The following is a 25,310-nucleotide window of genomic DNA, read 5'->3' on the forward strand; positions in this document are numbered from 1 at the left end:
CATGGGCGGAATATGCGGAGGGCTCCCTTAATCAAGACTTACGAGCAATCCACAACATGGGCTGCAACAGGTTGGATGTATCATATTGAGAAGGCATCATTAACGTCGGTTAAACGCGATCGCAGACACCCGCGGGTAAGCGGTAACAGGTGCCCCCTACGCCCGTTGCGGCCTCACGACCGGCGCTATCAGGCACGGCCGCGCGCCGTCTCCAGGCAGATCGCAAGCGGCGGAAAACCCGTCCCGCTCTTGGCAAGGGGGGGCCTGTCGGTCCGATTCGGGACTTTCGCGCCTCTGTGACGCGCCGGGCCGCCTACGGCCTGATCGTCATGTTCTCCGGCGGTCCGGCTTTTCGCAGCGGCTCGGCCAGCCTTGCGAACTCGCAGAGCAACGATCTCGTCTTCCTGGGATCGATGATCTCCTCGACCCAGAACTTCTCGGCCGAGCGGAACGGCGAGCGCAGCTTGTTCAGCCGCTCCTCGATCTCCCTCAGCTTCGCCGCCTTGTCCTCGGCCGCATCGATGTCGGCGCGGTAGGCCGCTTCAATGCCGCCTTCGAGCGGAAGCGAGCCCCAATAGGCCGACGGCCAGGCGTAGCGGATCGAGAAGCGGTCGGCCGGCTGATGCACCACGCCGGCGACGCCGAACGCGTTACGCAGGATCACGGTGCACCAGGGCACGGTGGTCTGGTTGACCGCGGCCATGACGCGGACGCCGTGGCGGATGGTCGCCGCCTTCTCGGCATCGAGCCCGATCATGAAGCCGGGGCAGTCCATGAGATAGACGATCGGCAGATGGAAGGTTTCGGCGAAATCGACCCAGCGCACCACCTTCTGGCACGCATCCGCCGTCCAGGAGCCGCCATAGTGAAAACTGTCGCTGGCAAGCAGCAGCACCGCCCTGCCCTCGAGCCGCGCGAGGCCGACGATGATTGGTTTGCCGAAATTCTTCGCGACCTCGAAGAACGAGCCCTTGTCGACAACGGACTCGATGATCGGCCGCATCTTGTAGACCTGCTTGCGGTTGCGCGGCACCGCGTTCATCAGCGCTTCCTCGGTACGCTCGGGATTGTCGGTGCAGGGCAAGGTCGGCGGCAGCTCGTAGACCGACGACGGCAGATAGGACAGGAAGCGCCGCGCGCAGGCGAACGCCTCTTCCTCGGTGTCGACGGCATGGTCAATCGCGCCGGCGCGGGTCTGGATGTCGGCGCCGCCGAGTTCCTCCTTCGAGAGGTCCTGTCCCAGCGCCTTCACCACAGGCGGCCCCGCGACGAACATCGCGGACTTCCGGGTCATGATGGAATAGTGGCTGGCGGCGAGGCGCGCGGCACCGAGCCCTGCAACCGAACCGAGGCCGAGCGCGACCACCGGCACCTGCGACAGGTTTTCCGTCGTGAAGCGATACCAGCGCGTGCCGCCGATGCCACCCGGCAGGTTCGCCGCGCCCTTGGTCTCGATGGTCTTGACCGAGCCGCCGCCGCCGGAGCCTTCGATGATGCGGACGATGGGCAGACGGAAGTCGTGCGCCATCTCCTCCGCCATCAGCGGTTTCGCGGAGATCGATGCATCCGCCGAGCCGCCGCGCACGGTGAAATCGTCGCCGACCACGACCACCGTGCGGCCGTCCACGCGCGCGCGGCCGAACACGCAGTTCGCCGGCGTCAACTTCTGTAACTCGCCGCTGGAATCGTACTCACCGATGCCGGAGACGGCACCGATCTCGTGAAAGCTGCCTTTGTCGATCAGCTTGTCGATGCGCTCCCGAACAGTCAGCCGGCCCTGGTCATGCTGTCGCTTGACCTTGTCAACGCCGCCCATCTCCCGCGCGAAGGCTTCGCGCCGGGCGAGCTCGTCGAGTTCCGGCTTCCAGGTCATTCACTCCCTCCGAATTGATCGGCTTGTTATTGTTGTGCACGGCCATTGCGACCGGTTTGCGCGGGATACGGTTGTTGAAGACGTCGCCTTCCGCACCCTCGAGCAGGCTGCCCAGCGATCGGCCCAGCGCGAGCATCAGCGGCGCGACTTCCGCATGCAGACGCTGCTCGTCGTACATCGCAGACAGAAGGCCGATCGTGATGACGACGAAGGTCTGGTACTGCGGCGACCAGATCGGCACCGCGAGGCCGTTGATGTGCGGGCTCCAGAGGCCGCAGGCCGTGACATAGCCGCGCTCGCGCAGCGATTGCCGGTTGGCTTCGATGCGAGGCTTCAGGATCTTGGCCGCCTCGGGAGCTTCGCGCTCCATGTCCGCAATGAAGGCATCGCCGACCTCGGGCGCCAGCGCCGCGGTGTAGGCTGCGCCCGCAGCGGTCGAGGCCATCGAGATGCGGCTGCCGGTGCCTTCATGCAGGCCGAGCGCAGTCGCGGATCGCGCGAACTGGAGATAGACGAGATGGAAGCGATCGGGGACCACGAAGCCGACCGTCCCCGGCAGTTGCTCAGCGACCTCTTGCAGGCGTTGCCGGATCATGCTGCGCAGCTGCGCGCCCTTCATCATCGAGGCGCTCATCGCCACCGCGCTCGGGCCGATGCGATATTTCTGGTCGCGCGGCAGATAGACGAGCTGGCCCATGCGCGTCAGCGTGTGCGTGAGCCGCGACACCGTCGAGCGCGGCAGGCCGCAGCGATTTGAAATCTCGAGATTGCCGAGCCGCGCCTCGTGGCCCTCGAAGCATCGCAACACATCGAACGCGCGCGACACCACCTGGATGACATCACCCTCACCGGCTTCGCCAGCGAGCGCACCTTGCCTACTCAACCGCTCCGAACGTCGTCCCATGTTCCCTACCATCTGTTCCGCTGTGCGGAATTAAATTCCACTTGCAGACGACGCTACCTCAGGCATTTTGCGACGACAACAAAAAGGCGATGGCATGCCAGAAATTAAGATCGTCACGGAGGTCGCTGGACGCATCTGCGCAACTCCCGTGCAAGTTGGAGGAACCGTTGCGGATGGTGACGACGTTGTGGTGGTCGAGGCGATGAAGATGGAGATCCCGGTACCCTCGCCTGCGTCCGGCACGATCACATCGCTTCTCGTCAAACTCGACGACGTCGTCGCCGAGGGACAGGCCATCGCGATCGTCGCGAGCTGAAGCGCATGCGCATCGCCTGACGTGGTTGCGCAATCTTTTTGTGGCCATCCTTCGAGACGCCTGCTTTTGGCAGGCTCATCGGGATGAGGCTGGTTTTCGCAGCAAATCACACATCCTCATGGTGAGGAGCGCCGCTCACGGCGCGTCTCGAACCATGGCCGAGCGATGCGCTATCGCCGTCAGTGGCCCGCGACAATCTGTCAGACCTCCGCTTCACCTCCGCGGTACGACGTTGCCATCGCCTGATACGGATGACATGATCTTTTCAAGCAAGAAGGTCTTCGCGAACCAAGCGAGGATGTTGGGAGGAAAACATGCTTCGTGGGCTGCTCGTGCTCGCGCCTGCCTTGGTTGCGGGCATTTCTTTTGTGTCTACACGCTATGCGTCGGCCGAAGACATCAAGCTGCCGCCGACATTGACGTTCACCGCCTATGACACCGGCACTGCCGGCTTCAACATCGCGGTCGGCGTCGGCAAGATGATGAAGGACAAGTACAGCACCGACGTGCGCGTGCTCCCCGCAGGCAACGACGTCGCGCGGCTGGCGCCGCTGCGCGCCAAGCGTGCCGCGGCGGCGGCGATGGGATCGGGCACCTATTTCGCGCAGGAAGGCGTGTTCGAGTTCGGCAGCAAAGAATGGGGGCCGCAGTCGCTTCAGATCCTGCTCTCGAGCGTCGATTGCAATTGCGGTTCGCTTGGCGTCGCAGCCGATACCGGCGTGAAAGATCTGAAAGACCTGAAAGGCAAGCGCGTCGGATTTGTCGTGGGCTCGCCCGCGCTGAACCAGAACTCGCTCGCGGTGCTCGCCTTCGCCGGGTTGACGCAGAAGGACGTCAAGGTCGTCGAGTTCGCCAGCTACGGCGCGATGTGGAAGGGCCTGATCAACAACGACACTGACGCGGCCTTCGGCACCACCATCACCGGCCCCGCCAAGGAAGCCGAGACCTCGCCGCGCGGCCTGATCTGGCCGCCGCTGCCGGCCAAGGACAAGGAGGGCTGGGCGCGGATGCAGAAGGTCGGCTCGTTCTTCTTCCCGCAAGTCGCGACCTGCGGCGCCGGCATCTCGCCGGACAAGCCGATCGAGCTCGGCAACTATCCCTACCCGATCTTCGTGACCTACGCCTCGCAAGCACCCGACCAGGTCTACGCGATCACCAAGGCGATGATCGTGAACTACGACGCCTACAAGGACTCCGCGCCCGGCGCCGGCGGTCTCGCCGCCGAACGCCAGACCAGGAACTGGGTGGTGCCGGTGCATCCCGGCGCGGTCAAGGCGCTGAAGGAGGCCGGGCAATGGAGCGACGCGCAGGACGCGCACAACAACAAGCTGATCAAGCGGCAGGAGGTGCTCGCAGCCGCCTGGGCGGACTACGGCAAGTCCAGTCCGCCGTCCGACGACAAGGCGTTCCTCTACGGCTGGATGAAGGCGCGCGCCACTGCGCTTGCGAAAGCCGACATGCCGAACGGGTTCGAGGACTAATCCACAGCGGTTAACTGCCTACGATCGGGGTCGATCATGTCGTCTGCTTCAGTTTCCACGGCCCCCAAGGACGAGGCCAAGCGGGTCGTGTTCGACGATCCGCACGGCGCCGCCGGCAACATGCAGGAAGCCGAGGTGACGCGCGTGCGCGCGTTGCGCGGCGCCTGGCGCTGGACGCTGGTTACTGCGACCGCGGCGACCATCCTGCTCTGCATCAACCAGCAGTTCTCGCTGCGCTTCTTCATCGGCTACACCCAGCTCAACACGGAGTATTTCTATCTCCTGATCGCCTTGATGCTGCCCTTCACCTTCCTGATCTTCCCGGGGACCGAGCGCGCGCCGCTCGACCGCATTCCCTGGTACGACCTCGTCTTCTTCGTCGTGACCTTCGCGGCCGCGCTGCTGTTGATGTCGAACGTGCGCAAGGCGGCGGAGGCCGGGTGGGAATTCGGCGGCGCGCCGAACAGCGTGATCGCCGCAGGCCTCGTGATGTGGGTGATGCTGATGGAGGCGCTGCGCCGCACCGGCGGCTGGAGCCTGCTGCTCAGCGTGTTTCCCTTCACCGTCTATCCGCTGTTCGCCGAATCCGGCTGGTTAGGTCCGTTCCGCGGCACGCAATCGACGCTGGAGCAGGCCACCGCCTATCACGTGCTGTCGGGCGAGAGCCTGCTCGGCATTCCCATCCAGGCCTTTGCCGACACCGTGATCGGCTTCCTCGTGTTCGGCACCGCGCTGATGATGACGGGGGCCGGCAAATTCTTCATCAACCTCGCCTTCGCGCTGTGCGGCACGTTCCGCGGCGGCGCGGCGAAGGTCTGCATCTTTGCCAGCGGCCTGCTCGGCATGATGTCGGGCTCGATCATCTCCAACGTGCTCACCGCCGGCACCATGACCATCCCCGTGATGAAGAAGAGCGGCTTTCGCGCCTCCTATGCCGGCGCGATCGAGGCCTGCGCCTCCACGGGCGCGGTGCTGGCCCCGCCGGTGATGGGCGCGACCGCCTTCGTGATCGCGCAGTTCCTCAATGTCAGCTACGCCGACGTCGCGGTCGCCGCGATCATTCCTGCCGCGCTCTATTATGTCGGCCTGTTCATGCAGGTCGACGCCTACGCGGCGCGCCACGGTCTCAAGGGCATTCCGCGCGCCGAGCTGCCGCGGATCATGGATACGATCAAGGATGGCTGGTACTACGTCTTCGTCATCGCGCTCCTGATCGTGATGCTGCTCTACTTCAAGCGCGAGAGCCACGCGCCGTTCTACGCCACCGCGCTGCTGCTCGTGCTCAACCAGCTGTTCTCCAAGGACACGCGCTGGACGCTCGCAACGATCGGCAAATTCCTCGAGGTCAACGGCCGTACCTTCGTCGAGCTGGTCGGCATCCTCGCCGGCTGCGGCCTCCTGATCGGCGCATTCTCGATGACCGGCGTGGTGTCGAGCCTCGCCAACGACCTGCTGCATATTGCCGGCGACAATCCCTTCCTGCTGCTCGGCATGTGCGCCCTCACCAGCCTCATTCTCGGCCTCGGGCTGACGACGACGGCCTGCTACATCTTCCTCGCCATCCTGGTCGCGCCGGCGCTGGAGAAGCTCGGGCTGAACAGGATGGCTGTGCACATGTTCATCTTCTACTGGGGCATGCTGTCGTCGATCACGCCGCCGGTTGCGATAGCCTCTTTCGCCGCCGCGGGCATCGCCGGCTCGCCCGCGATGAAGACGGGCTGGGAATCGATGTGGGTCGGCAGCATCATCTATTTCATCCCGTTCTTCTTCGTGCTCAATCCGGCGCTGGTGCTGCAGGGGTCGAGCCCCTATCTCGCCGGCCTCGGCCTGATGGCGCTGGCCGCGTTCGGCACGCTGTTCATCTGCGGCGGCATCCAGGGCTACCAGCCCTTCGTCGGCGACCTCCGCGGCGCAGGCGCGCGGGAATGGCCGATCCGCGTGCTGCTGGTGATCGGCGGATTCGTGGTGGCGACCCCCGGCGGCGGAATCATGCCGCTGTCGCAGATGCAGGTCACCATGCTGGGCCTTGCGATCCTCGCGCCAACGATTTTGATCGCCCTGCTGTTGATCCGACGGCAAGGGCCGATACCGGACGGGTTGCGCGTGCCCTGATTGCGTTGCACAAGGAGGCGATGACACCGCCGCCCGCCTCCGCCTGGACCCGCTCGAAGCCGCCCTTGCTGCGGTTTCTCGACACCTGCCTCAACGAATTCTCCGCCGAGACCTCCGGCGCGGTGGCCGATTACATTCCGGAGCTGGGCAAGGCCGACCCTGCCTATTTTGGCATCAGCCTCGCCACGCTGGACGGCCATGTCTACGAGGTCGGCGACTCCAGGGTGCCCTTCACCATCCAGTCGATGTCAAAGCCGTTCGTGTTCGCGCTGGCGCTGGATCTTTTGGGCGCCGGCCGCGTCGAGAGCGCGATCGGCGTCGAGCCGTCGGGCGATCCCTTCAACTCGATCCGGCTCAATTCCGACAATCACCCGTTCAACCCGATGGTCAATGCCGGCGCGATCGCCTGCACCGGGCTGATCTACGACAGCAAGGGCGCGGAGGCCTTCGAGCAGATCCGCCTTGCGCTCAGCCGCTTCGCCGGGCGCGATCTCGCCGTGGACGAGGCCGTCTACAGCTCGGAGAGCCAGACCGGCGACCGCAACCGCGCCATCGGCTATCTCCTGAAGACCAATGCGGTGATCTCGGACAACGTCGCCGCCGTGCTCGACGTCTATTTCCGGCAATGCGCGGTGCTGGTCACGGCGCGCGACATCGCGGTGATGGCGGCAACGCTCGCCAATCGCGGCATCAATCCGGTGACCGGCGAGCAGGTGATGAGCGCTTACGCGATCTCGCGCACGCTGTCGGTGATGACGTCTTCCGGCATGTACGACTATGCCGGCGAATGGATCTACCGCATCGGCATTCCCGCCAAGAGCGGCGTCGGCGGCGGCATTCTGGCGGCGCTCCCTGCCCGGCTCGGGCTCGGCAGCTATTCGCCGAAACTCGACAAGCACGGCAACAGCGTACGCGGCATCAAGGTCTGCGAGGCGCTGTCCTCGCATTACGACCTGCACATGCTCAACCGCAGCGACGACGCGCGCAACGCCGTCATCGCCGACTACGACATCGGCAAGAGCCCGTCGCGGCGCGTGCGCCGCGCGCAGGAGCGCGAGATCCTGGCCGCGCACGAGCAGGAGGTGCGGATCATCGAGCTGGTCGGCACGCTGTCGCTGTCGGCGGTCGACTACGTGTCGCGGCGGCTCGCGGGCCGGCCACGGCCGCAATTCGTGATCTTCGACCTTCACCGCGTCACCTCCACCACGCGCGCCGGCGCGCGGCTCGTGGCCGAGGCTTTCGAGGAGCTCGCCGCGCTGAACGTCACGGTGGTGCTATCGGGCGTCAGGCGTGCCTCGAAGGAGTGGAATACCCTGCGAGAGTGGACCGCGGAGCTGAAGAACGTCCGCGACTTCTACCTGCTCGACACCGCGATCGAATGGGCCGAAGACCAGATCGTCTACCGCTATGGCGGTTCGATCGATTTTCACGAGACCACCGAGCTTGCCGAGCAGCCGCTGCTGGAAGGTCTCAGCGCGGACGAGCTGGCGGAGCTCGGCGCGATCTGCACCATCAGGACCTATCAGTCCGGCGCAAAGATCCTCACGACAGGCGATCCCGCCGATGCCCTGTTCTTCCTGCGCAGCGGCGCGGTGCATGTCACGCTGCCCGACGGCGTGCGGCTCGCAACCCTGACCGCCGGCATGGCGTTCGGCGAGATGGCGCTGCTCGAGCAAACCCGCTCGGCCGACGTCTTCGCCGACATGGCGACGACGGCCTTCGAAGCCCCGCTGAAGGATTTTGAGCGCTTCCGCGAGCAGCACCCGCGCGCCTCCGAGCGCATCATGCGCAACCTGGCGCAGCTGCTTGCCGATCGCCTGATTGTCGCCAACGCCAAGGTGGATATTTTGACGTCGACCTGAGCGACGCCGGTATGGCTTATCGGCTTGCCGCCTCGCTGATCCGCCGCCTGATCTTGGCGGCGCTAGCCTTGAGCAATTCGGATGGCTGCTGGCCGGTCGCGGCGCACAGGCAGGCCCAGTAGTAGATGACATCGCCGAGCTCTTCGACGAGACCCGCCTTGTCGAGCCAGTCATCGCGCAGCAGCTTCTTGATGTGGTCGGCGACCTCGCCCGATTCACCGGCGAGGCCGAGCCCGAGATAGGACAGCCGCTCGTTCGACGGATGCTCGTCGACTTTCGCAACGCTTGCGGCCCAGGCCGCATATTCATCGATCGTCATCGGCATCCCTCGCCCCGGCTTTCGGATCAGCCCACCACTTCCGTGACCGGCTGAAGATCGATCTCGAACGTCTCCAGGAATTTCGACGTCATGATGTAGAAGCCGACCGAGAGCTGCAGCTCGACCAGCGCGGCCGGCGTCAGCTTCGATGCGATCGCCTTGAAGGTCGCGTCCGTCGGCTTGTTCAGCTTGACGATCTCGTCGGTGAAGGCGAGCGCGGCGCGTTGCACCTCATTGAAGCAGCTCGCGGCCTGCCAGTTCTCCAGCGCCTCATTCTGCTCGTCGGTGACGCCGACATTCTTGCCGATGCGCTTGTGGGCGACGATCTCGTACGGCGCCTCGCACAGGATGCCGGTGCGCGTGATGGCGAGCTCGCGCACGACCGGATCGAGCTCGCCCTTGTGGCGGATGGCGCCGCCGAGCCGGCAATACTGCTCAAAATAGCTCGGCGAATGCGACATCATCCGGAAGATGTTGGCGTGGCGGTTCTTGTCGAGGATTTCGCGGGTGCGATCGGACGCCTTGGACGGGTCGCTGTAGTTGATACGGGCCATCAGTCACCTTGGGTCTTGGTCTTGTTGTCGTTTTTCAGGAGTTCCCAAGACTAATCTTGCGCTGACGCAAGCGCAACATCATCGCGCATCGCGTCATCGCTACGCGGTCGACGCTTTCGGCGCCTGGAACGGCGTGGAATCAGCAAAGCGGCGGACGATATTGGTCACCAGCAGGGCCGCCACGTTGTTGTAGCCGTCAACCGGCAACGCACCGATGAAATTCATCGAGCCGACGGAAAAGACCGCGCCGCCATTCGGCGTCTCGAAGAAGGTCAGGTCGGAACGGATGATCTCCTCGCGCGACGCCGGCCAGGTGTGGTCGTAGCGCTCTTCATTGACCGGCTGATAGGTCGGATCGGCAAGCACGGCCCGGCCGATGATGATCGCATGATGCGGCGTGCCGAGGCGCGTGTCGGCGCGGTCGAGCTCGTGGCCTGCGGCGCCACCGCCCATGAAGCCGCGCTCGCCGAGCTTGGCGCCCGGCCTTGCCAGATCCTCGATGCCCTCGCGCATGAATGCGACGCGGGGATCGAGAATGCCGTCGAGGAAGGTGTAGGGGAAGCCCATGTACTCCCCTTGCGTACTGAAGCCGACGCCGACCAGCGCCTGCGGCGGGCGGCCGAGCCGTCGCCAGAGGCCGCCATAGGACCCGTCGAAAGCATGATAGCTCTCGCCGGGGAGCGTTTCCCAAAGACGGATGCCGCCCTCGGCGCGTCGCAGCTCGAAAGCCCAGGTACCCGTCGCGTGCGGCACCACTTTCCAGTAGAAGCCGTTGCCGCCGAGATACATGAAGCGGCCGCCATTGCCGATGTAGGCACCGAGCGCATCGAGCGTCTCGTGCGTGTGGTACTCCGGATGCTGGCCGGTCAGAACCACGGAATATTTCGACAGCAGATCGACGCCTTCGGCATGGACGTCGTGATCGGTGATGACTTCGAAATCGATGCCCTTGCGGGTCAGAAGATCGGTGATGGCGCTGTCGGCGGAGATCCAGTACAGGCCGGAACCGTAGTCGCTGGGATCGACGAGGTGGATCTGGTTCACGCGCTTGTCGATCAGCGGCCGGCGCATGGTCGACATCACCACGCCGCTGCCGTCCGAATGGAAGTTGTAGGGCGACACGCCGTATTCGGGATGGCCGTCCGGCGCCTGCGCCAGCGCGCCCCAGGCCAGTGACCGCTCCGTGATCAGGGCTTGCCTGCCCTTCTTCTGATACTGACTATAGACCGTGTAACTGAAGGTCGGGGCGAGGAATGCCACCTTGGCCTGCGATCCCGGTATGCGGGCGCGGACATAGAAGACGATGTTGTCGCGCGCGCCGTCCTTTTCCAGGTGCAGCGCATAGACGCCGCTCTTCCAGTCGTCCGGCACGGTGAAGGTCAGCGACGGCTGCCAGCCGGAATCGCCGATATCGTCGTCGTGGAAATGGATCGCGCCCCAGAGCTTCGGCTCCTCTGTCCAGCGATGCGTCACGCCGCCTGTCCAGCGCGATCCCGTCATCGCGCGCGTCGGCAAATTGATGCAAACGCCGTGCGCCCTGGAAGGACCGATATCGGTCGCAATGTCGGTCGGAATGCCGATGGAAAAATCCCATTCGGCGACGGCCGGGGCCGCGGCTCCAGAGCCTTGCACGGCGATGACGCCCTCAAGGCCCGCACCGCCATCGGTGATGCGCGGCCGTTCGATCTTGCCGTTGAAATGGTGGACTGCGCCTTGCCCTGCGCGCTCCGCCGCAATCGCGACGGCCCCCATGCCGGCCAACGCGGTGCGCGGCGCGCCCAGCGTTTTCGTCGCGCGCTCGTCGCGGTCGAGCCTGATCTTGCGGGGGGCCTGTGCGATCGCCAGCGATCCGGTCACCGGGTCGAACAGACACGCGATATCGTGCCACGCCCGCTCGGTGAGCGCGATGCCGGTCTCGACCTCGAATGTTGTCTCGCCAACGACAAGCCGCGCAAAAGCGCCCGCCTTGCCGACGCCAAGCGTCAGCGCGCCGCCAGCGCCCGCCCAGTTCAGCACGGCCTGCCTGCCCGCGGCGAGCAGGGTCGGCCAGACGGTCGCGGCAAAGGCGATCGGACCTGTCGGCAACGTCAGTGCTGATACATCGACCCAAGAGCCTTTGGCGATGGTCTGCTCGATGCCATCGTGCTGGCCTTCGAGATCCCACTTGACTGGAATCTCGCGATAACCGGGCCCCTTCGGGTTCGGGTCGCCACAGATCACGCGCGCGATCCGCGCCGAGTAGCGGCCGCCGCCCTTGACCGCGATCATGAAGTTGATGGCGTCGCCGGAGCGCACGCTCCAGCGGTCCGCATAGCCGGTGATCGGAAGCATCGAAAATCCCTCTTCAGGCCCCGCGCACGTTCCAGAACAACGGCAGGCCCTTGAGCATGCCCGTCAGGCTCTTCTTGTAAGCGGTCGGCTGATAGAAGACACCAAGCGGAACATAGGGAACGTCGATAAAGCACTGCTTCTGCATCTCGACGCCGATCCTGGCCTGCGCGGCGGCATCGGGAGCGGCGAACCAGGCATCCCGCAGCTGTTCCAGCTTCTCGCTCTTCGCCCAGCCGAACGTCGCCTTGTCACCGCTGCCGCGGATGAAGTTATGCGCCGACGGATTCAGCTGCGTGACACCCGCGGAATAGGTGCAGAAGGCGCTGTATCCGCCCTTGTCCGGCGTCTCGCGGTTGCCCATGCGCCGCAGCATCGAGCCCCAGTCCATCGCCGCGTAGTCGAGATTGAAACCGAGCTTGCGGAACAGATCAGCCGCGACTTCGCTCATCTGCCCGATCACAGGGAAATCGCCCGGCGCCATCAGCAGCACTTTCTCGCCCTTGTAGCCGGCGTCCTTGATCGCCTTGGCCGCGGCGGCGATATCCCGGGGGCCGGTCAGCGCTTCCATGCCGGCATCGTTCGCCATGTTGCCGCCGGGCGCGAAGAAGCCGATTTTGTCCCGCCAGAGACTGCTGTCCTCTCCCGCGACTGCGGACATGAATTCCTTCTGGCTGATGGCGGAGAGCACCGCGCGGCGGATGGCCGGGTTGTCGAACGGCGGCTGCGTGTGGTTGAAACGCAGCACGCCGACATTGCCTATCGGGTCGAGCAGCTCGACATTCAGCGCCTTGTTGCCCTTCAGCTTCGGCAACAGGTCGACGATGGGCTGATCCCACCAGTCGATCTCACCCTGCTGAAGTGCGGCCGCCGCCGTCGCGGGATCCGGGATGACCTGCCACTCGACCCGGTCGAAATGCGCGACCTTCGGACCGGCCAGCAGGCTCGGCGTCCCCTCGGGGCGCGGCACATAGCCGTCGAAACGCGTGTAGACCAGACGCGCGCCGGGCACGTGCTGATCGGCCTGGAACTTGAACGGACCGGAGCCGATCAGCTCCTTGACCGGCGTGACGCTGTCCGTCTGTGCAAGACGCTCCGGCATGATGAAGGCAACGATGGCGCCCACTTTGCCGAGCGCTTCCGGCAGCAGCGGAAACGGCGACTTGAGACGCCAGCGCACGGTCTTGTCGTCAGGCGCCGAGACTTCGTCGACCAGGTTGAAGAGCGAATTGCCGAACGCATCGCGCGAGGCCCAGCGTTTCAGGCTCGCCACCACGTCGCGTCCGCGCACGGGCTCACCGTCGTGGAATTTCAAGCCATCCCGCAACGTCATCGTCCAGAGCTTGCCGTCGTTCTCGACGGTATGGCCGGCGACCATCTGCGGCTGAACCTGGAATTTCTCATCCACGCCGTAGAGAGTATCCCAGATCAGGAAACCGTGGTTCCGGTTGACCAGGCCGGTGGTGATCATCGGATCGAGAATTGCGGCATCGGCCTGCGGTACGAAGCGCAGCACGCGCGAGGCTTGCGCGCGGGCCAGCCGCGGCATCGGCAAAGTCGAGCCCAAGGCGACGCCGAGACCGGCGCCCAGTGTGGATCGGAGCAGGTCTCGACGGCGCATGCTATGGTCTCCTCAACGGGTTACGCGGATGGACGTTTCTCGGCAAGCTTCGCTTCGGCGCTGAACAAGGTCCGCCCGAAAAGGTCGAGCGCCTCGTCAACCCCGGCTTCGTCGATGATCAGCGGCGGACAGAACCCGATCGTGTCGCCCATCGCGCGGATGATCAGGCCGTTCTCGATCGCGAGCGCGTCGAACATCGCGCCGACCTTCAGCGCGGGATCGAAGGCCTGCCGCGTCGCGGGGTCGGCGACCAGCTCGACCCCGATCATCAATCCCTCGCCGCGCACCTGCCCGACGATGCGCGAATCCCGCGCGATCTGCTCCAGCCCGGCACGGAGCCGGCTGCCCATGCGGCGGACATGCGGGACCACATTCATCTCGTGATAGATCTTCAATGTCTCGAGCGCGATGGCCGCGCCGACCGGGTGTCCGGAATTGGTGAAGCCGTGGCCGAACAGCTCACCGCCCTTGTTCATCTCGCTGAGTGCATCCCGGATCGGACGTCCCAGCAACACCGCTGACATCGGGAAGTAGGACGAGGTGATGCCCTTGGCGAGCGCCACCATGTCCGGCTTCATGCCGACCGTCTCGCAGCCGAACCAGTTGCCGGTGCGGCCGAAGCCGCAGACCACCTCGTCGCCAAGCACCAGGATGTCGTGACGGCGCAGCACCGCCTCGATCGCAGCGAAATATCCCTTCGGCGGCACGACGATGCCACCGCCGGCGTTGATCGGCTCGGCGATGAAGGCGGCGATCGTATCAGGCCCCTCGGCCATGATCAGCGCTTCGAGATCGGCGGCAAGGCGATCGACGAACGCCGCCTCGCTCTCGCCCGGCCTGGTGCCGCGATAGGCATCCGGGCAATGCGTGTGCAGGAAACCGTCGAGCGGGAGGCCGAATTCACGATGCATGCGCGGCAGGCCGCACATCGAGGCCGCAACGATCGTCGAGCCATGGAAACCGCGATCGCGGGCGATAATCTTCCGCTTCCCGGGCTTGCCGTGAACCGCGTGATACACCCAGGCAAGCTTCACCATCGTCTCGGTGGCTTCCGAGCCTGAGGTGGCGAAATAGGCCTGCGCATCCGGGATCGGCGAGATTTCGACCAGCTTCTCGGCAAGCTCGATCGTGTTATCAGGCGTCTTGTGATTGAAGCTATGATAGAAGCCGAACTTGTCGTAGGCCGCCGCCGCTGCGGCCTTGAGGCGCTTCTCGGAAAAGCCGAGCGAGGTGCACCAGAGCCCGGCCATCGCTTCCAGATAACGCTTGCCGCTCGCGTCATAGACATGGACGCCCTCGCCGCGCGCCATGATCAGCGGTCCGATTTCTGCATGACGCTGCGGGTTGGTCTGCGAGTGCAGATGGAACGCGATGTCGCGCGCCTCGGCTGAATTGGGCTTGCTGTCGAACACGCGCGCAGCCTCCATCGTCCCACCGACGGAGCATTCCCAACCCCGGTCGTGCGAAACTGGTCAGTCCAAATTGGTCTGACCAGCTTGCCTTTCGTGCGGCAGCTTGTCAAACTCAAATAAAGAGCTGATGAGCACGAAGATGTTGCACGATCCCCCGCCCAAGCCTGAACGCAGCTTCGAGATCGTCGCCCGGCGCATTGCTGCGATGATCCAGGCGAGTTACCGGATCGGCCAGCGCCTGCCGGCAGAGCGCGATCTCGCGAAGACCTTTGGCGTGTCGCGGCCGACGGTGCGCGAAGCCATCCTGTCACTGGCGATGGCCGGCATGCTGAAGGTGCGCAGCAACAGCGGCGTCTATGTGATCAGTCGTCAGGAAGCACCCGACGTGCATGTGCTCGAAGGTTTTGGGCCGTTCGAGAATCTGGAGGTGCGCCAGCTCATCGAGCCGCAGATCGCCGCGATCGCGGCGCAGCGCGGCACCGAAGCCACCTTCGCGCAGCTCGCCGAAGCGCTCGCCATGATGCGCTGGGAACATGCGCAGGGACGCGAGGCCGACACGTCGGATCACCGTTTCCACATGGTGCTGGCCGAGGCGACGGGGAACGGCGCGCTGGTGCAGATCAGCGACTCGCTGTGGCGCGCGCAAACCGAGTCCGGCATCTGGCAGGAAATTCACAACCACATGCAGATGGAGGACTATCGTCCCATGTGGCGCAGGGATCACGAGGCCATCTTCGAAGCCGTTCAAGCGAGGAACCCACGCAAGGCGAGCCTCGCCATGACGCGTCACCTCACCAACATCAAGGATGCGCAGATGGAGGCTTCGAATGCCAGATCGATGGCCACGACCAAGGCGCCCGCGAATCCTCCCAAGAAGGCCCGGTGAAACTTTTCGCGGTTGAAGCAAGTTTCCGCAAACCTTGTGCTGCACGACCGCAAGAGCAACATCATCGAGTCAAAATGCCGCCGCATTGCTGATCGACCTTGGCACAGTCGATATTCGCCGCGTGGGGACAAATCGCGGTGAATACTCGCAAGGGGTGTTCCGAGTAAAAACAATTGGCCGTCGGGCGCGCTAGCCGCGCAACGACGAGTCACGCCCAAGTCTAGGGAGAAAAAGGCATGAAGGAAGCCACCAAGGGGGCGGCCTCGGGAGCGCTCGCGCATATGCTGGCGGTGACGGCGATGCTCGTCATCGCCAGCATCTTGTTCTACGGGCGCTAGTAAGAGTTGTAAGCGTTGTAAGAGTTTTCGTCGTTCCGGGGTGGCCCTCGCACAGGCCAGGCCCAGAATACCCGTTCCAGGCTCGGTCTTCCGGACCGCCCCCGAATGACGAAATCCCGCTATTTGCTTTTGGTGAAGAACGGCACGAGCTTCCCGGCGAACGGCTTGAAGCTCGCATTGACCTCGTCGCCGATGGCGAGGTCGTTCTCGCCGTGGGCCATCATACGAAAACCCTCGGCACAATCGACCAGCAGGATGTTGTAGGGCACGTGCGCGCGCGTCTCGGGCGTGGCGGCGCGGCAGACCAGCGAGGTCGCATAGACCCTGCCCTTGCCGCTGGCGCGCTGCTCGGATGGGCCGGACGCACCGCAGGCCGCGCAGAAGGCGCGATGGAAATACTGCACGTGACCGCATGCGCCGCAGGTCTGAAAGATGATGGCCCGTTCGCCCGTGGTCCAGTCGGCCAGACGCTCGCTCATCGCACCCGCTCCAGGAACATGCTGACATGGGACGACAGCACGCCGCCGTCGCCGTGCAGGAGTGCGATCGAGGCATCGCGCACCTGGCGATTCGCCGCCCGCCCCGTCATCTGCAAATGCGCCTCGACCAGATGCGCCATCGCACCGCCGACGCCGCAATGGCCGTAGCTGAGCAGACCGCCATGGGTGTTGAGCGGCATCGCGCCGTCGCGGCCATAATGGCCAGAGCGTACGCGGGCCGCCGCTTCACCACGGCCGGCGAGGCCGAGATCCTCCAGCAGCATCGCAAGCGTGATCGTAAAACTGTCGTAGATCGCGGCGTAGCGCACGTCGGAGATCGCAAGGCCGGTGGCCTCCCTGGCGCGCGCGATCGAGATTTCGGCGCCGAGCTCGCTCAAGCCGGGCGCGGCCGTGACATGCTGATGGGTGTGGGCCTGGGCGCAGCCGCGGATGCGCACACCGGCCTCGCCTGTCCGCTCGCGGCTGACGACGAAGGCCGCGCCGCCGTCCGACACCGGGCAACAATCGAGCAGTTTCAACGGCATCGCGACCGGCTTCGAGGCCATGACGTCCGCGACCGTGATGGGATCTCGGAATTGCGCGCCGGGACGGGTGCAGGCGTGGGCCCGCATCAGCACCGCGAATTCAGCAAGGTCCTCTTCGGTCACGCCATATTCGTGCATGTACCTGTTAGCAACGAGGCCATAATAGGCGGGAATGGTCGGGCCGAGCGGCACCTCGTAATCGGGATGGCCGACCTGCGCCAGCGCCTGGATCGAGGCGTCGCGGCTCTGTCCCGTGAGGCGGTTCTCGCCGGCGACGACCAGCACATTGCGCGCGACGCCGGCCTCAACGAGATGATGCGCGAGCATCGTCATCGCCAGCCCCGTGGCGCCGCCGACCTGCACGGCATGGGCGTAAGAAGGGCGGATGCCAAAGTGCTCGGCGAAGACTGTCGCCAGCATGATGTGCGGCGAGACGGTGGAGTAGCCGCAGAGGACGCCGTCGATCTCGGCACGCTTGAGCCCGGCATCGTCAAGCGCGGCTTGCGCGGCCCTGCTCATCAGGTCGAGCGAGGATGAGCCTTCGTGCTTGCCGTACGGCGTGAGGCCGACGCCGGTGATGAAGCTCATGCTCTCTCCTCCTGGTCATTCCGGGGCGCGCCTTCTTTAGGCGCGAGCCCCGGTGCGCAATTGCGCACCGGAGAATCCATACTCCCGATGGTGGTTATGGATTCTGGGCTCGCGACTTCGTCGCGCCCCGGAATGACGGATGAGAGGGTTTGCGCCATCGCTTCCTCCCCTACTCCGGCAACGAGCGCGTCACGCCGTCGCGGACCATGGCGGCGATCTCCTCGGCGGAATAGCCGATCTCCTTGAGGATCTCCGCGCCGTGCTCGTTGAGACGCGGCGCAAGCCTGGTGGTCTCGGCCTCGGTCTCCGACCAGCTCGCCGTCACCTTCATGCTGCGGATCGGGCCTTCGGTCGGATGGTTCACGACCGGGAAGAAGCCGGTCGCCTCCAGATGCTCATCGTGCAGCATCGAGGCGAGGTCGTGCATCGGCATGACAGGCACATCGGCCTTGGTCAGCAGGTCGATCCATTCGGCTGTCGTGCGCGTCTCGAAGATGCGGGCGAGCTCGGCATAGACGACGTCGATATTATTGGCGCGGCCGGCGAAGGTCGCGAATTTGGGGTCGGCGCGCAGATCGTCGCGCCCCGTCGCCTTGAAGAAGTTTTCCCACTGCTTGTCATTGTAGACGATGACGCTGAGATAGCCGTCCGACGTCTTGTAGGGCCTGCGGTCGCGCGAGAGGTGGCGGGCATAGCCGCCCTTGTCGAGCGGCGGCTCGAAGGTGAGCCCGCCCATGTGATCGCCCATGACGAAGCCGGCCATGGTCTCGAACATCGGGATGTCGACGCGCTGGCCGCGCCCGGTCCGGTCGCGGTGCACGAGGCTGGCGCAGATCGCGCCGACGGCAGTGAGGCCGACGATGCGGTCGACCAGCGCGTTGGGCACGTAGCGCGGCACGCCGTCGCCCGTCTGCGCCATCAGCGCCGGCAGCGCGGTGGCACCCTGGATCAGATCGTCATAGGCGGGTTTGGCCGCATAGGGCCCGTCCTGGCCGAAGCCGAACACGCCGGCGTAGACGAGGCGCGGATTGATCTCCGAGACGACGTCATAGCCGAGCTGGAGCCGCGCCATCGCCTGCGGGCGGACGTTGTAGACGAGAACGTCGGCGTCCCGGAGCAGGCGCAGCACGGCATCGCGCCCCGAAGGCTTCTTCAGATCGAGGCAGATCGAACGCTTGCTGCGGTTGGTGTTGAGAAACACCGGGCCCATGCCGGCGTGGCGCATCGGGCCGATCAGGCGGGTGACGTCGCCGTCCAGCGACTCCACCTTGATCACGTCGGCACCGTAGTCGCCGAGCATCTGGGTCGCATAGGGCCCCATCAGCACGGTGGTCATGTCGACGACCTTGATGCCCTTCAGCGGCCCCATTCGTTCGCTCCCGATTGCGCGGGATCGGCTCAGCCCGCGATTTCGGTCCAGCTAACGGCAGCGGCGCCGCGCGCGCAAGGGCGGCCGGCGTATGGCTGCATGCGTGGTGGCGCGGCCGCTATTTCTTCTCGCGGGATTCCCGGATCTTCAGCAGCCGGTCGAGCTCTTCGTTCTGCTGGCTGATCCGGTCCGCGATGCGCGACTCGTTCTGCTCGCCGGAAGCGGCCGCGGCCTGCTCGATGAGCTGCCTGATATTGTCCTCGAGGATCGCGATGCGATCGTTGAGTGCGTCCATCGACAGCGAGTCTTCGTAGTCATTGCTCATGATGCATTCCCTGCAAATCAATCAAGAGCTTTAAGGGGCCCGGGCGGGGCCACCATGATCTAGCGCAATAAAGAAAGAAGGTGGGCACCGCGCTTCGCGCCCTTGCCCACCCTACAAGCCTTACTTCAGCGGCTCCAGCACGGAGACGTAGTTGGCAACCGCTGCACCGCCCATGTTGAAGATGCCGCCAAGCTTGGCGTTCTTGAGCTGCATGCCCTCGGGCGCCTGGCCCGCAAGCTGCATCGCGGTCATCACGTGCATTGAAACGCCAGTGGCACCGATCGGATGGCCCTTGGCCTTCAACCCGCCGGACGGATTGACCGGCAGCTTGCCGTCCTTGAGGGTCCAGCCTTCCTTGATGGCGCGGGCGCCCTGCCCCTTCGGCGTCAGGCCCATCGCTTCATATTCGATCAGCTCGGCGACGGTGAAGCAGTCATGTGTCTCGACGAAGGAGAGATCGGTGAGCGCGACGCCCGCCTTCTCCAGCGCCCGCTGCCAGGCGACCGTGCAGCCCTCGAACTGGAGGATGTCGCGCTTGGACATCGGCAGGAAGTCCTGGGCGTGCGCGGTGGCGCGGAAGCCGATCGACTTGCTCATGCCCTTGGCGGTCTCGGCGTCGGCCAGGATCAGCGCCGCCGCGCCATCGGAGACAAGCGAGCAATCGGTGCGCTTCAGGGGGCCGGCGACATAGGGGTTCTTCTCGCTCTCGGCACGGCAGAAATCGAAGCCGAAGTCCTTGCGCATCTGGGCGAAGGGATTGGCGACGCCGTTCTTGTGGTTCTTGGCCGCGATCAGCGCCAGCGCATCGGACTGGTCGCCGTATTTCTGGAAGTAGGAGCTGGCAATCTTGCCGAACACGCCGGCAAAGCCGCCCACCGTGTCGCCGTCCTCGGGCAGGTAGGACGCCTTGAGCAGGTTCTTGCCGATCTCCGGCCCCGGCGTGCGGGTCATCTGCTCGACGCCGACGACGAGCACGATCCTGGCCGCACCTGCGGCAATCGCGCGCAGGCCTTGGTGCACCGCGGCAGAGCCGGTCGCACAGGCGTTCTCGACGCGGGTTGCCGGCTTGAAACGCAGCTTCGGGTCGGCCTGGAGCACCAGGGAAGCGGTGAAATCCTGCGGCGAGAAGCCGGCGTTGAAATGACCCAGCACGATCTCGTCGACGTCGCCGGCCGAAATGCCGGCATCCGCCAGCGCCTCATTGGCCACGCGGACGACGAGGCTTTCGACGGTCTCGGTGTCAAACTTGCCGAACGGCGTATGCGCCCATCCGACGATGCTGGCAGTCATGGTCTTTTCTCCCTGGAAGCTCTCCCCTGAGCTATGTCTTAGCCTAGGGATGGCAAGACTTCACGCGCCTTTCAGGGCCTTGAGGGTGCGCTGGCAGATGGCAGTTATGCCGGCCCAGTTCCCCGCCCTGATCTCCGCGGTCGGGCACAGCCAGGATCCGCCGACCGCGACCACGTTGGGCTCCGCCAGCCAGGTCGCCGCATTGGCCTCGCCCACCCCGCCGGTCGGGCAGAACCGCACGTTCGGGAATGGCCCGCCGAGCGCGCGCAGGCCCTTGATGCCGCCGGCCTGCTCGGCCGGGAAGAATTTTGCAACGTCGAAGCCGTAGGACAGCGCCATCATCAGTTCGGACGCCGTGGCAATGCCCGGCGCAAACGGCAACGAGCTATCGGTGGCGGCCTTCAACAGGTCCGGGGTCAGGCCCGGGCTGATGCCGAACGCGACGCCGAGCTTCTCCACACGGGTGAAGTCGGCCGGATTGAGAATCGTGCCGATGCCGACGATCGCCTCGGGCACCTCGGCCATCATCGCCCTCGCCGCCTCAATCGCAACGGGGGTGCGCAGGGTCACCTCCAGCGTGCGGACGCCGCCCGCAACCAGCGCACGGGCCAGCGGTACAGCATCCTGGATGCGCTCGATGGTGAGGACGGGAATAACGGTCGCAGCCTTGAATAGCGCGACGAGCTGGTTCTGTTGGGCAGTCGTGGTCATCTTGGCCTTCGTTTCACTTGGTCGCTTGGCGCGTAGCCGCCGGCCGGTGCCGCTTCTTCGGCGGCATGGCATAGCCTGGAATGATGGCGCCGGGATAGCAGATCACGAGGCTGGCGAGGCGATGACCGGCCCGGGCCGCCTCGACCGGCTCGGAACCGGCGAGCCGGGCTGCGATATAGGCCGCGGCAAAGCTGTCGCCGGCGGCTGTGGTGTCCACCACGGGCTTGGTCATGGGCTCGGCACGGACCTCGCTGGTCCCGCCCGGAAAGCGCAGCAGGCTCACCGGCTCGGCGAGCCGGAACACCAGCTCGGGGCTCGGGATGCGCGCCATCAGCTGGTCGTGGCTCTCGCCGGGATAGAGCGCGAGCAGATCCTCGGTCGAGGTCAGCACGATGTCGGCGGTCGCAAACGCCGCGGCAAAGGCCTCGCGCGCGACATCGCGATCGGGCCATCCCCGCGCGCGAAAATTGGTGTCGAACACGAAGCGGGTACCGAGCAGGCGGGCGCGCTTGATCGCCGCGAGCAGGCGCTCGCGGCCAGGGGCGTCGTAGATCGAGAGCGTGATCGCGGAGAGATAGACGATGTCGTAGCTCATCAGCGAGTTGAGCAGCTCGTCCGTCTCCGGCAGGCTCATCAGCTGGCGGGCGGCCGCGCTGTCGCGCCAGTGGAAGAACTGGCGCTCGCCCTTCGCATCCGTCTGGATCATGTAGAGGCCGGGCAGCTTGCCCGGCAACCGCACCACGCGCCGCGTGCCGACGCCCTCCGCGGTCCAGGCCGCGATCATCTCATCGCTCAAGGCATCGTCGCCGAGCGCGGTGAGGTAATCGACCTTGACCTCGAGCCGCGCCAGATAGACCGCGGTGTTGAGGGTGTCACCGCCGAAACCGCGCGAGTAGAGACCGCCGCCCTGCCCGGCGGACTGTCCGGCAGATTGTCCACCTTGGGCCTGCCGGAGCTCGACCATGCATTCGCCGATGCAAGCAACGCTCGCCATGATCAGATCCACGCTGTTCATCGATTGCGTCAGGCGACGAAATTGCCGCCGAGCTCGTCTTCGATGTGAATGCGGATGATATCGTCGAAATTCTTTTCGGCGGTGGTGAAGCCGAGCTCGAGCGACCGCTTTGCGTTGAAGTTGCGCGGCCAGCCGCCGACGATGCCGACGATGAAGGGATCGGGCTCCCGCTTGATGCGGGCTGCGACCTTTTCGCCGGCAACGCGCTTCAAGGCGGCGATCTGCTCGCCGACTGTCGCCGACAGGCCCGGCATGGTCAGGTTGCGGCGCGGGCCGACGGTGGCGAGGTCCATGGTGCCGGCGTGGAGCAGGAAGCCGACCGCCGAACGCGGCGTCGCGTGCCAGTGGCGGACGTCCTCGGACACCGGGAGGATCGCTTCCTTGCCGGCCAGCGGCTCACGCAGGATGTTGGAGAAGAAGCCCGATGCCGCCTTGTTGGGCAGGCCGGGCCGGATGCAGATGGTCGGCAGGCGGATGCCGATGCCATCGAGGAAGCCGCGGCGGGAATAGTCGGCGAGCAGCAGCTCGCCGATCGCCTTCTGGGTGCCGTAGCTGAGCAGCGGGGTGTGGAAGAACTCGTCGCCGATCGCGTCCGGGAACGGGGCGCCGAACACCGCGATCGACGAGGTGAACACTACGCGCGGCTTGTAGCCGCCGCCGACGAGGCGGATCGCGTCGAGCAGCATTCGCGTGCCGTCGAGATTGATGCGGTAGCCCTTGTCGAAATCGAGTTCGGCCTCGCCCGAGACGATCGCGGCGAGATGGAAGATCGCGTCCGGGCGTCCGGCGATCAGCTTTTCGGCAGCCCCCGGCACGGCGAAATCGCCCGACACCGTCTCGACCGGAAAGCCGGCTTTTTCCGGCTTCTTGGGCTCGACCACGTCGTGCATGGTCAGCTTGGTGATCTCGCTCTTGCCGAGCCGGCCGTCGCGCAGCAGCCGTTCGCAGAATTTGCGGCCGACCATGCCGGCGGCGCCCAGAACCAGAATGTGCAAGAGCTTAACTCCTTCTTATTGGCCGGACCGCGCCGCTCCTGACGCGCCCTCGGCAAGCCCCGCGATCATTCCTTCACGGCGCCGGTCATCGCCGACACATAATGCTCCACGAAGAAGGCGTAAAGGATGACGAGCGGCAGCGAGCCGGCCAGCGCCCCCGCCATCAGCGAACCCCAACGGTAGATGTCACCATCCACGAACTCGTTGACGATCGCGACCGGCACCGTCTTGTTGCTGGTCGATTGCAGGAAGGTCAGTGCGTAGATGAACTCGTTCCAGCACAGCGTGAAACAGAAGATGAAGGCCGAGATGAGGCCGGGGATTGCGAGCGGCACGACGATCTTGATCAGGATCTGCCAGCGGCTCGCTCCGTCGATTAGCGCGCATTCCTCGAGCTCGAAGGGGATGGTCTTGAAATAGCCCATCAACAGCCAGGTCGAGAACGGGATCAGGATCGTCGGATAGGTCAAGATCAGCGCCAGCGGCGAGTCGAAAAGGCCGTACTGATACACGACGGTGGCGAGCGGAATGAACAGGATCGAAGGCGGCACGAGATAGGCAAGGAAGATCAGCCCTCCGACGAGGTTGGCGCCCTTGTAACGCAGCCGCACGATGGCGTAGGCCGCAAACACCGATGCGACGATCGAGAGCACCGTGGCGCAGATCGCCACATACATCGTGTTCCAGAGCCAATGCGGATAGTAGCTCTCGAACAGCAGCTTGTAGAAGTGCTTGAAGGTCGGATTCCAGGTCCAGAACGGATTGAACTTGTCGAGATCGAGCAGCTGCTCGTCCGGCTTCACCGAGGTCAGCGCCATCCAGTAGAACGGGAACAGCAGGACCACGACGATGATCGTGAGCGGCAGATAGAGCGTCACCATGCGCCGCGGCACGGACTGGAGATAGCTCATGCCCTCGCTGTGATCGACGCGCGCCGGCGTCGATAGCACGGACTTGAGATCGACTTTCGAGGCAGGAAGATCAGTCATTGCTTTCTCCCTGTTGCCACTTGCGACGCTGGAGGCCGAACCACGAGACCATGATCGCGGCAAGCAGGAATGGAATCATGGCGCTCGAGATCGCGGCGCCCTCGCCGAGTTGCCCTGCGATGATCGCGCGCTGATAGGACAGCGTCGCCATCAGGTGGGTTGCGTTGACCGGGCCGCCGCGCGTCATCGCCCAGATCAGCTGGAAGTCGGTGAAGGTGAACAGCACCGAGAAAGTCATCACCACCGCAATGATCGGCGTCAGCAGCGGATAGGTAATGAAGCGGAAATTCTGCCAGCGCGTGGCGCCGTCCAGGGTCGCTGCTTCATAGAGCGAGGGCGATACCGTCTGCAGGCCGGCGAGCAGCGTGATCGCCACGAACGGCACTCCGCGCCAGATATTGGCGAAGATAACGCAGATCCTCGCCCAGGTGGTATCCCCGAGGAAATTGATGTTCTGGCTGATCAGCCCGAGATGCCGCAACGACCATGAGATGATGGAAAACTGAGAGTCGAATATCCACCAGAACGCCAGCGCGGAGAGCACCGTGGGCACGATGAAGGGGATCAGTACGGCTGCGCGCAGCATCGCCTTGAACGGCATGTGTTCGTTCAGGAGCAGCGCGAGATAGAGCCCGACCGCGAATTTAACGGCGCTGGCGACGAAGGTGTAGAGCAGCGTGTTGAACACCGACAGCCAGAAGATGGAATCGTCCCAGAGCCATTCGTAGTTCTCGGTGCCGATGAAGTGCCCGACGCGGCCGATGCGGGTATCGGTGAAGGACAGCCAGATCCCGAGCCCGAGCGGATAGGCCAGGAAGAAGATCAGGAATGCCATGGCCGGCACCATGAACCAGAAACCGAGCCAGTTGCGGTTGTGCTTGAGCTGGTCCCAGGCGCGTGCCTTTTGAATCTGCGGCTTGGCGCGGGGAGCAACTGCGATATCGGCCATGCTCGGATCCCTGATCGGAGTGTTGACGAGTGGGTGGCCGGCGAGACCA

Annotated in this window: 22 protein-coding genes; 5 read left to right on the plus strand and 17 right to left on the minus strand. The window is 64.9% G+C overall.

From position 1 onward, the window contains the following. Positions 1 to 313: 313 nt before the first annotated feature. Positions 314 to 1,873 (minus strand): acyl-CoA carboxylase subunit beta, encoded by a 1,560-nt coding sequence (locus EI171_RS28030; protein WP_161535259.1) that lies wholly within the window; start codon positions 1,871 to 1,873, stop codon positions 314 to 316. Next, positions 1,803 to 2,777, minus strand: a complete 975-nt coding sequence (locus EI171_RS28035) for an IclR family transcriptional regulator (RefSeq protein ID WP_161535260.1) — start codon at positions 2,775 to 2,777, stop codon at positions 1,803 to 1,805. Before EI171_RS28035 ends, EI171_RS28030 begins: the two co-directional genes overlap by 71 nt. A gap of 94 nt (positions 2,778 to 2,871) precedes the next feature. Between EI171_RS28035 and EI171_RS28040 the strand changes: the two genes are divergently transcribed. From EI171_RS28040 to glsA, 4 genes are all read left to right on the plus strand, one after another. Then, positions 2,872 to 3,093: a biotin/lipoyl-containing protein gene (locus tag EI171_RS28040; protein ID WP_011086715.1), complete on the plus strand. Its 222-nt coding sequence runs from the start codon at positions 2,872 to 2,874 to the stop codon at positions 3,091 to 3,093. A 314-nt stretch (positions 3,094 to 3,407) separates the two neighbouring features. After that, positions 3,408 to 4,574, plus strand: a complete 1,167-nt coding sequence (locus EI171_RS28045) for a TAXI family TRAP transporter solute-binding subunit (RefSeq protein WP_161535261.1) — start codon at positions 3,408 to 3,410, stop codon at positions 4,572 to 4,574. Positions 4,575 to 4,610: 36 nt separating this feature from the next. Beyond that, on the plus strand, positions 4,611 to 6,686 hold the full coding sequence (locus tag EI171_RS28050) for a TRAP transporter permease (RefSeq protein ID WP_161535262.1): 2,076 nt from the start codon (positions 4,611 to 4,613) through the stop codon (positions 6,684 to 6,686). A gap of 20 nt (positions 6,687 to 6,706) precedes the next feature. After that, positions 6,707 to 8,548, plus strand: coding sequence for a glutaminase A (glsA, locus tag EI171_RS28055; protein WP_161535263.1), 1,842 nt, complete (start codon positions 6,707 to 6,709; stop codon positions 8,546 to 8,548). 16 nt (positions 8,549 to 8,564) lie between these two features. On the opposite strand, the gene EI171_RS28060 is transcribed toward glsA, so the two are convergent. From EI171_RS28060 to EI171_RS28080, 5 genes are all read right to left on the minus strand, one after another. Then, a complete protein-coding gene (locus EI171_RS28060) occupies positions 8,565 to 8,867 on the minus strand; it encodes a nucleoside triphosphate pyrophosphohydrolase family protein (protein ID WP_027543134.1) in 303 nt (100 codons plus the stop codon). A gap of 26 nt (positions 8,868 to 8,893) precedes the next feature. Next, entirely contained in the window at positions 8,894 to 9,421 is a 528-nt protein-coding gene (locus EI171_RS28065; RefSeq protein ID WP_011086710.1) for a carboxymuconolactone decarboxylase family protein, read from the minus strand. A gap of 99 nt (positions 9,422 to 9,520) precedes the next feature. After that, a complete protein-coding gene (locus EI171_RS28070; protein ID WP_161535264.1) occupies positions 9,521 to 11,752 on the minus strand; it encodes a N,N-dimethylformamidase beta subunit family domain-containing protein in 2,232 nt (743 codons plus the stop codon). Between the two features lie 13 nt (positions 11,753 to 11,765). Continuing rightward, positions 11,766 to 13,370, minus strand: a complete 1,605-nt coding sequence (locus tag EI171_RS28075; protein WP_161535265.1) for an ABC transporter substrate-binding protein — start codon at positions 13,368 to 13,370, stop codon at positions 11,766 to 11,768. Between the two features lie 20 nt (positions 13,371 to 13,390). After that, entirely contained in the window at positions 13,391 to 14,797 is a 1,407-nt protein-coding gene (locus tag EI171_RS28080) for an aspartate aminotransferase family protein (RefSeq protein WP_161535266.1), read from the minus strand. 112 nt (positions 14,798 to 14,909) lie between these two features. Between EI171_RS28080 and EI171_RS28085 the strand changes: the two genes are divergently transcribed. Further along, positions 14,910 to 15,668, plus strand: a complete 759-nt coding sequence (locus tag EI171_RS28085) for a FadR/GntR family transcriptional regulator (RefSeq protein WP_161535267.1) — start codon at positions 14,910 to 14,912, stop codon at positions 15,666 to 15,668. Positions 15,669 to 16,125: 457 nt separating this feature from the next. Here the strand turns inward: EI171_RS28085 and EI171_RS28090 are convergent, their stop codons facing one another. The 10 genes from EI171_RS28090 to EI171_RS28135 all read right to left on the minus strand — a co-directional run bounded on the left by EI171_RS28090 (position 16,126) and on the right by EI171_RS28135 (position 25,261). Continuing rightward, on the minus strand, positions 16,126 to 16,485 hold the full coding sequence (locus tag EI171_RS28090; protein ID WP_161535268.1) for a Zn-ribbon domain-containing OB-fold protein: 360 nt from the start codon (positions 16,483 to 16,485) through the stop codon (positions 16,126 to 16,128). Then, the gene (locus EI171_RS28095; RefSeq protein ID WP_161535269.1) at positions 16,482 to 17,618 is read right to left on the minus strand and encodes a thiolase family protein; all 1,137 of its coding nucleotides are present in this window, start codon (positions 17,616 to 17,618) and stop codon (positions 16,482 to 16,484) included. Before EI171_RS28095 ends, EI171_RS28090 begins: the two co-directional genes overlap by 4 nt. A 169-nt stretch (positions 17,619 to 17,787) precedes the next feature. Continuing rightward, positions 17,788 to 18,987 (minus strand): CaiB/BaiF CoA-transferase family protein, encoded by a 1,200-nt coding sequence (locus EI171_RS28100; RefSeq protein WP_161535270.1) that lies wholly within the window; start codon positions 18,985 to 18,987, stop codon positions 17,788 to 17,790. 118 nt (positions 18,988 to 19,105) lie between these two features. Beyond that, positions 19,106 to 19,312, minus strand: coding sequence for a hypothetical protein (locus tag EI171_RS28105; protein WP_011086702.1), 207 nt, complete (start codon positions 19,310 to 19,312; stop codon positions 19,106 to 19,108). A gap of 120 nt (positions 19,313 to 19,432) precedes the next feature. After that, positions 19,433 to 20,602: an acetyl-CoA acetyltransferase gene (locus tag EI171_RS28110; protein WP_161535271.1), complete on the minus strand. Its 1,170-nt coding sequence runs from the start codon at positions 20,600 to 20,602 to the stop codon at positions 19,433 to 19,435. Between the two features lie 60 nt (positions 20,603 to 20,662). Beyond that, positions 20,663 to 21,313: a bifunctional 4-hydroxy-2-oxoglutarate aldolase/2-dehydro-3-deoxy-phosphogluconate aldolase gene (gene eda, locus EI171_RS28115; RefSeq protein WP_161535272.1), complete on the minus strand. Its 651-nt coding sequence runs from the start codon at positions 21,311 to 21,313 to the stop codon at positions 20,663 to 20,665. Between the two features lie 13 nt (positions 21,314 to 21,326). Beyond that, on the minus strand, positions 21,327 to 22,307 hold the full coding sequence (locus tag EI171_RS28120; RefSeq protein ID WP_161535273.1) for a sugar kinase: 981 nt from the start codon (positions 22,305 to 22,307) through the stop codon (positions 21,327 to 21,329). Positions 22,308 to 22,336: 29 nt separating this feature from the next. Continuing rightward, the gene (gene denD / locus EI171_RS28125; protein WP_028170962.1) at positions 22,337 to 23,323 is read right to left on the minus strand and encodes a D-erythronate dehydrogenase; all 987 of its coding nucleotides are present in this window, start codon (positions 23,321 to 23,323) and stop codon (positions 22,337 to 22,339) included. 65 nt (positions 23,324 to 23,388) lie between these two features. Continuing rightward, on the minus strand, positions 23,389 to 24,312 hold the full coding sequence (locus EI171_RS28130; RefSeq protein WP_161535274.1) for a carbohydrate ABC transporter permease: 924 nt from the start codon (positions 24,310 to 24,312) through the stop codon (positions 23,389 to 23,391). Beyond that, a complete protein-coding gene (locus EI171_RS28135; protein ID WP_028170961.1) occupies positions 24,305 to 25,261 on the minus strand; it encodes a carbohydrate ABC transporter permease in 957 nt (318 codons plus the stop codon). Before EI171_RS28135 ends, EI171_RS28130 begins: the two co-directional genes overlap by 8 nt. Positions 25,262 to 25,310: the final 49 nt, after the last annotated feature.

The sequence above is a fragment of the Bradyrhizobium sp. LCT2 genome (genome assembly GCF_009931255.1).
GTDB lineage: Bacteria > Pseudomonadota > Alphaproteobacteria > Rhizobiales > Xanthobacteraceae > Bradyrhizobium > Bradyrhizobium diazoefficiens.

Bases quoted from the DNA above. Each gene is read 5' to 3' on its own strand.
- EI171_RS28030 (WP_161535259.1), bottom strand. From the start codon at position 1,873: ATGACCTGGAAGCCGGAACTCGACGAGCTCGCCCGGCGCGAAGCCTTC.
- EI171_RS28035 (WP_161535260.1), bottom strand. From the start codon at position 2,777: ATGGGACGACGTTCGGAGCGGTTGAGTAGGCAAGGTGCGCTCGCTGGC.
- EI171_RS28040 (WP_011086715.1), top strand. From the start codon at position 2,872: ATGCCAGAAATTAAGATCGTCACGGAGGTCGCTGGACGCATCTGCGCA.
- EI171_RS28045 (WP_161535261.1), top strand. From the start codon at position 3,408: ATGCTTCGTGGGCTGCTCGTGCTCGCGCCTGCCTTGGTTGCGGGCATT.
- EI171_RS28050 (WP_161535262.1), top strand. From the start codon at position 4,611: ATGTCGTCTGCTTCAGTTTCCACGGCCCCCAAGGACGAGGCCAAGCGG.
- glsA (WP_161535263.1), top strand. From the start codon at position 6,707: ATGACACCGCCGCCCGCCTCCGCCTGGACCCGCTCGAAGCCGCCCTTG.
- EI171_RS28060 (WP_027543134.1), bottom strand. From the start codon at position 8,867: ATGACGATCGATGAATATGCGGCCTGGGCCGCAAGCGTTGCGAAAGTC.
- EI171_RS28065 (WP_011086710.1), bottom strand. From the start codon at position 9,421: ATGGCCCGTATCAACTACAGCGACCCGTCCAAGGCGTCCGATCGCACC.
- EI171_RS28070 (WP_161535264.1), bottom strand. From the start codon at position 11,752: ATGCTTCCGATCACCGGCTATGCGGACCGCTGGAGCGTGCGCTCCGGC.
- EI171_RS28075 (WP_161535265.1), bottom strand. From the start codon at position 13,370: ATGCGCCGTCGAGACCTGCTCCGATCCACACTGGGCGCCGGTCTCGGC.
- EI171_RS28080 (WP_161535266.1), bottom strand. From the start codon at position 14,797: ATGGAGGCTGCGCGCGTGTTCGACAGCAAGCCCAATTCAGCCGAGGCG.
- EI171_RS28085 (WP_161535267.1), top strand. From the start codon at position 14,910: ATGAGCACGAAGATGTTGCACGATCCCCCGCCCAAGCCTGAACGCAGC.
- EI171_RS28090 (WP_161535268.1), bottom strand. From the start codon at position 16,485: ATGAGCGAGCGTCTGGCCGACTGGACCACGGGCGAACGGGCCATCATC.
- EI171_RS28095 (WP_161535269.1), bottom strand. From the start codon at position 17,618: ATGAGCTTCATCACCGGCGTCGGCCTCACGCCGTACGGCAAGCACGAA.
- EI171_RS28100 (WP_161535270.1), bottom strand. From the start codon at position 18,987: ATGGGGCCGCTGAAGGGCATCAAGGTCGTCGACATGACCACCGTGCTG.
- EI171_RS28105 (WP_011086702.1), bottom strand. From the start codon at position 19,312: ATGAGCAATGACTACGAAGACTCGCTGTCGATGGACGCACTCAACGAT.
- EI171_RS28110 (WP_161535271.1), bottom strand. From the start codon at position 20,602: ATGACTGCCAGCATCGTCGGATGGGCGCATACGCCGTTCGGCAAGTTT.
- eda (WP_161535272.1), bottom strand. From the start codon at position 21,313: ATGACCACGACTGCCCAACAGAACCAGCTCGTCGCGCTATTCAAGGCT.
- EI171_RS28120 (WP_161535273.1), bottom strand. From the start codon at position 22,307: ATGGCGAGCGTTGCTTGCATCGGCGAATGCATGGTCGAGCTCCGGCAG.
- EI171_RS28130 (WP_161535274.1), bottom strand. From the start codon at position 24,312: ATGACTGATCTTCCTGCCTCGAAAGTCGATCTCAAGTCCGTGCTATCG.
- EI171_RS28135 (WP_028170961.1), bottom strand. From the start codon at position 25,261: ATGGCCGATATCGCAGTTGCTCCCCGCGCCAAGCCGCAGATTCAAAAG.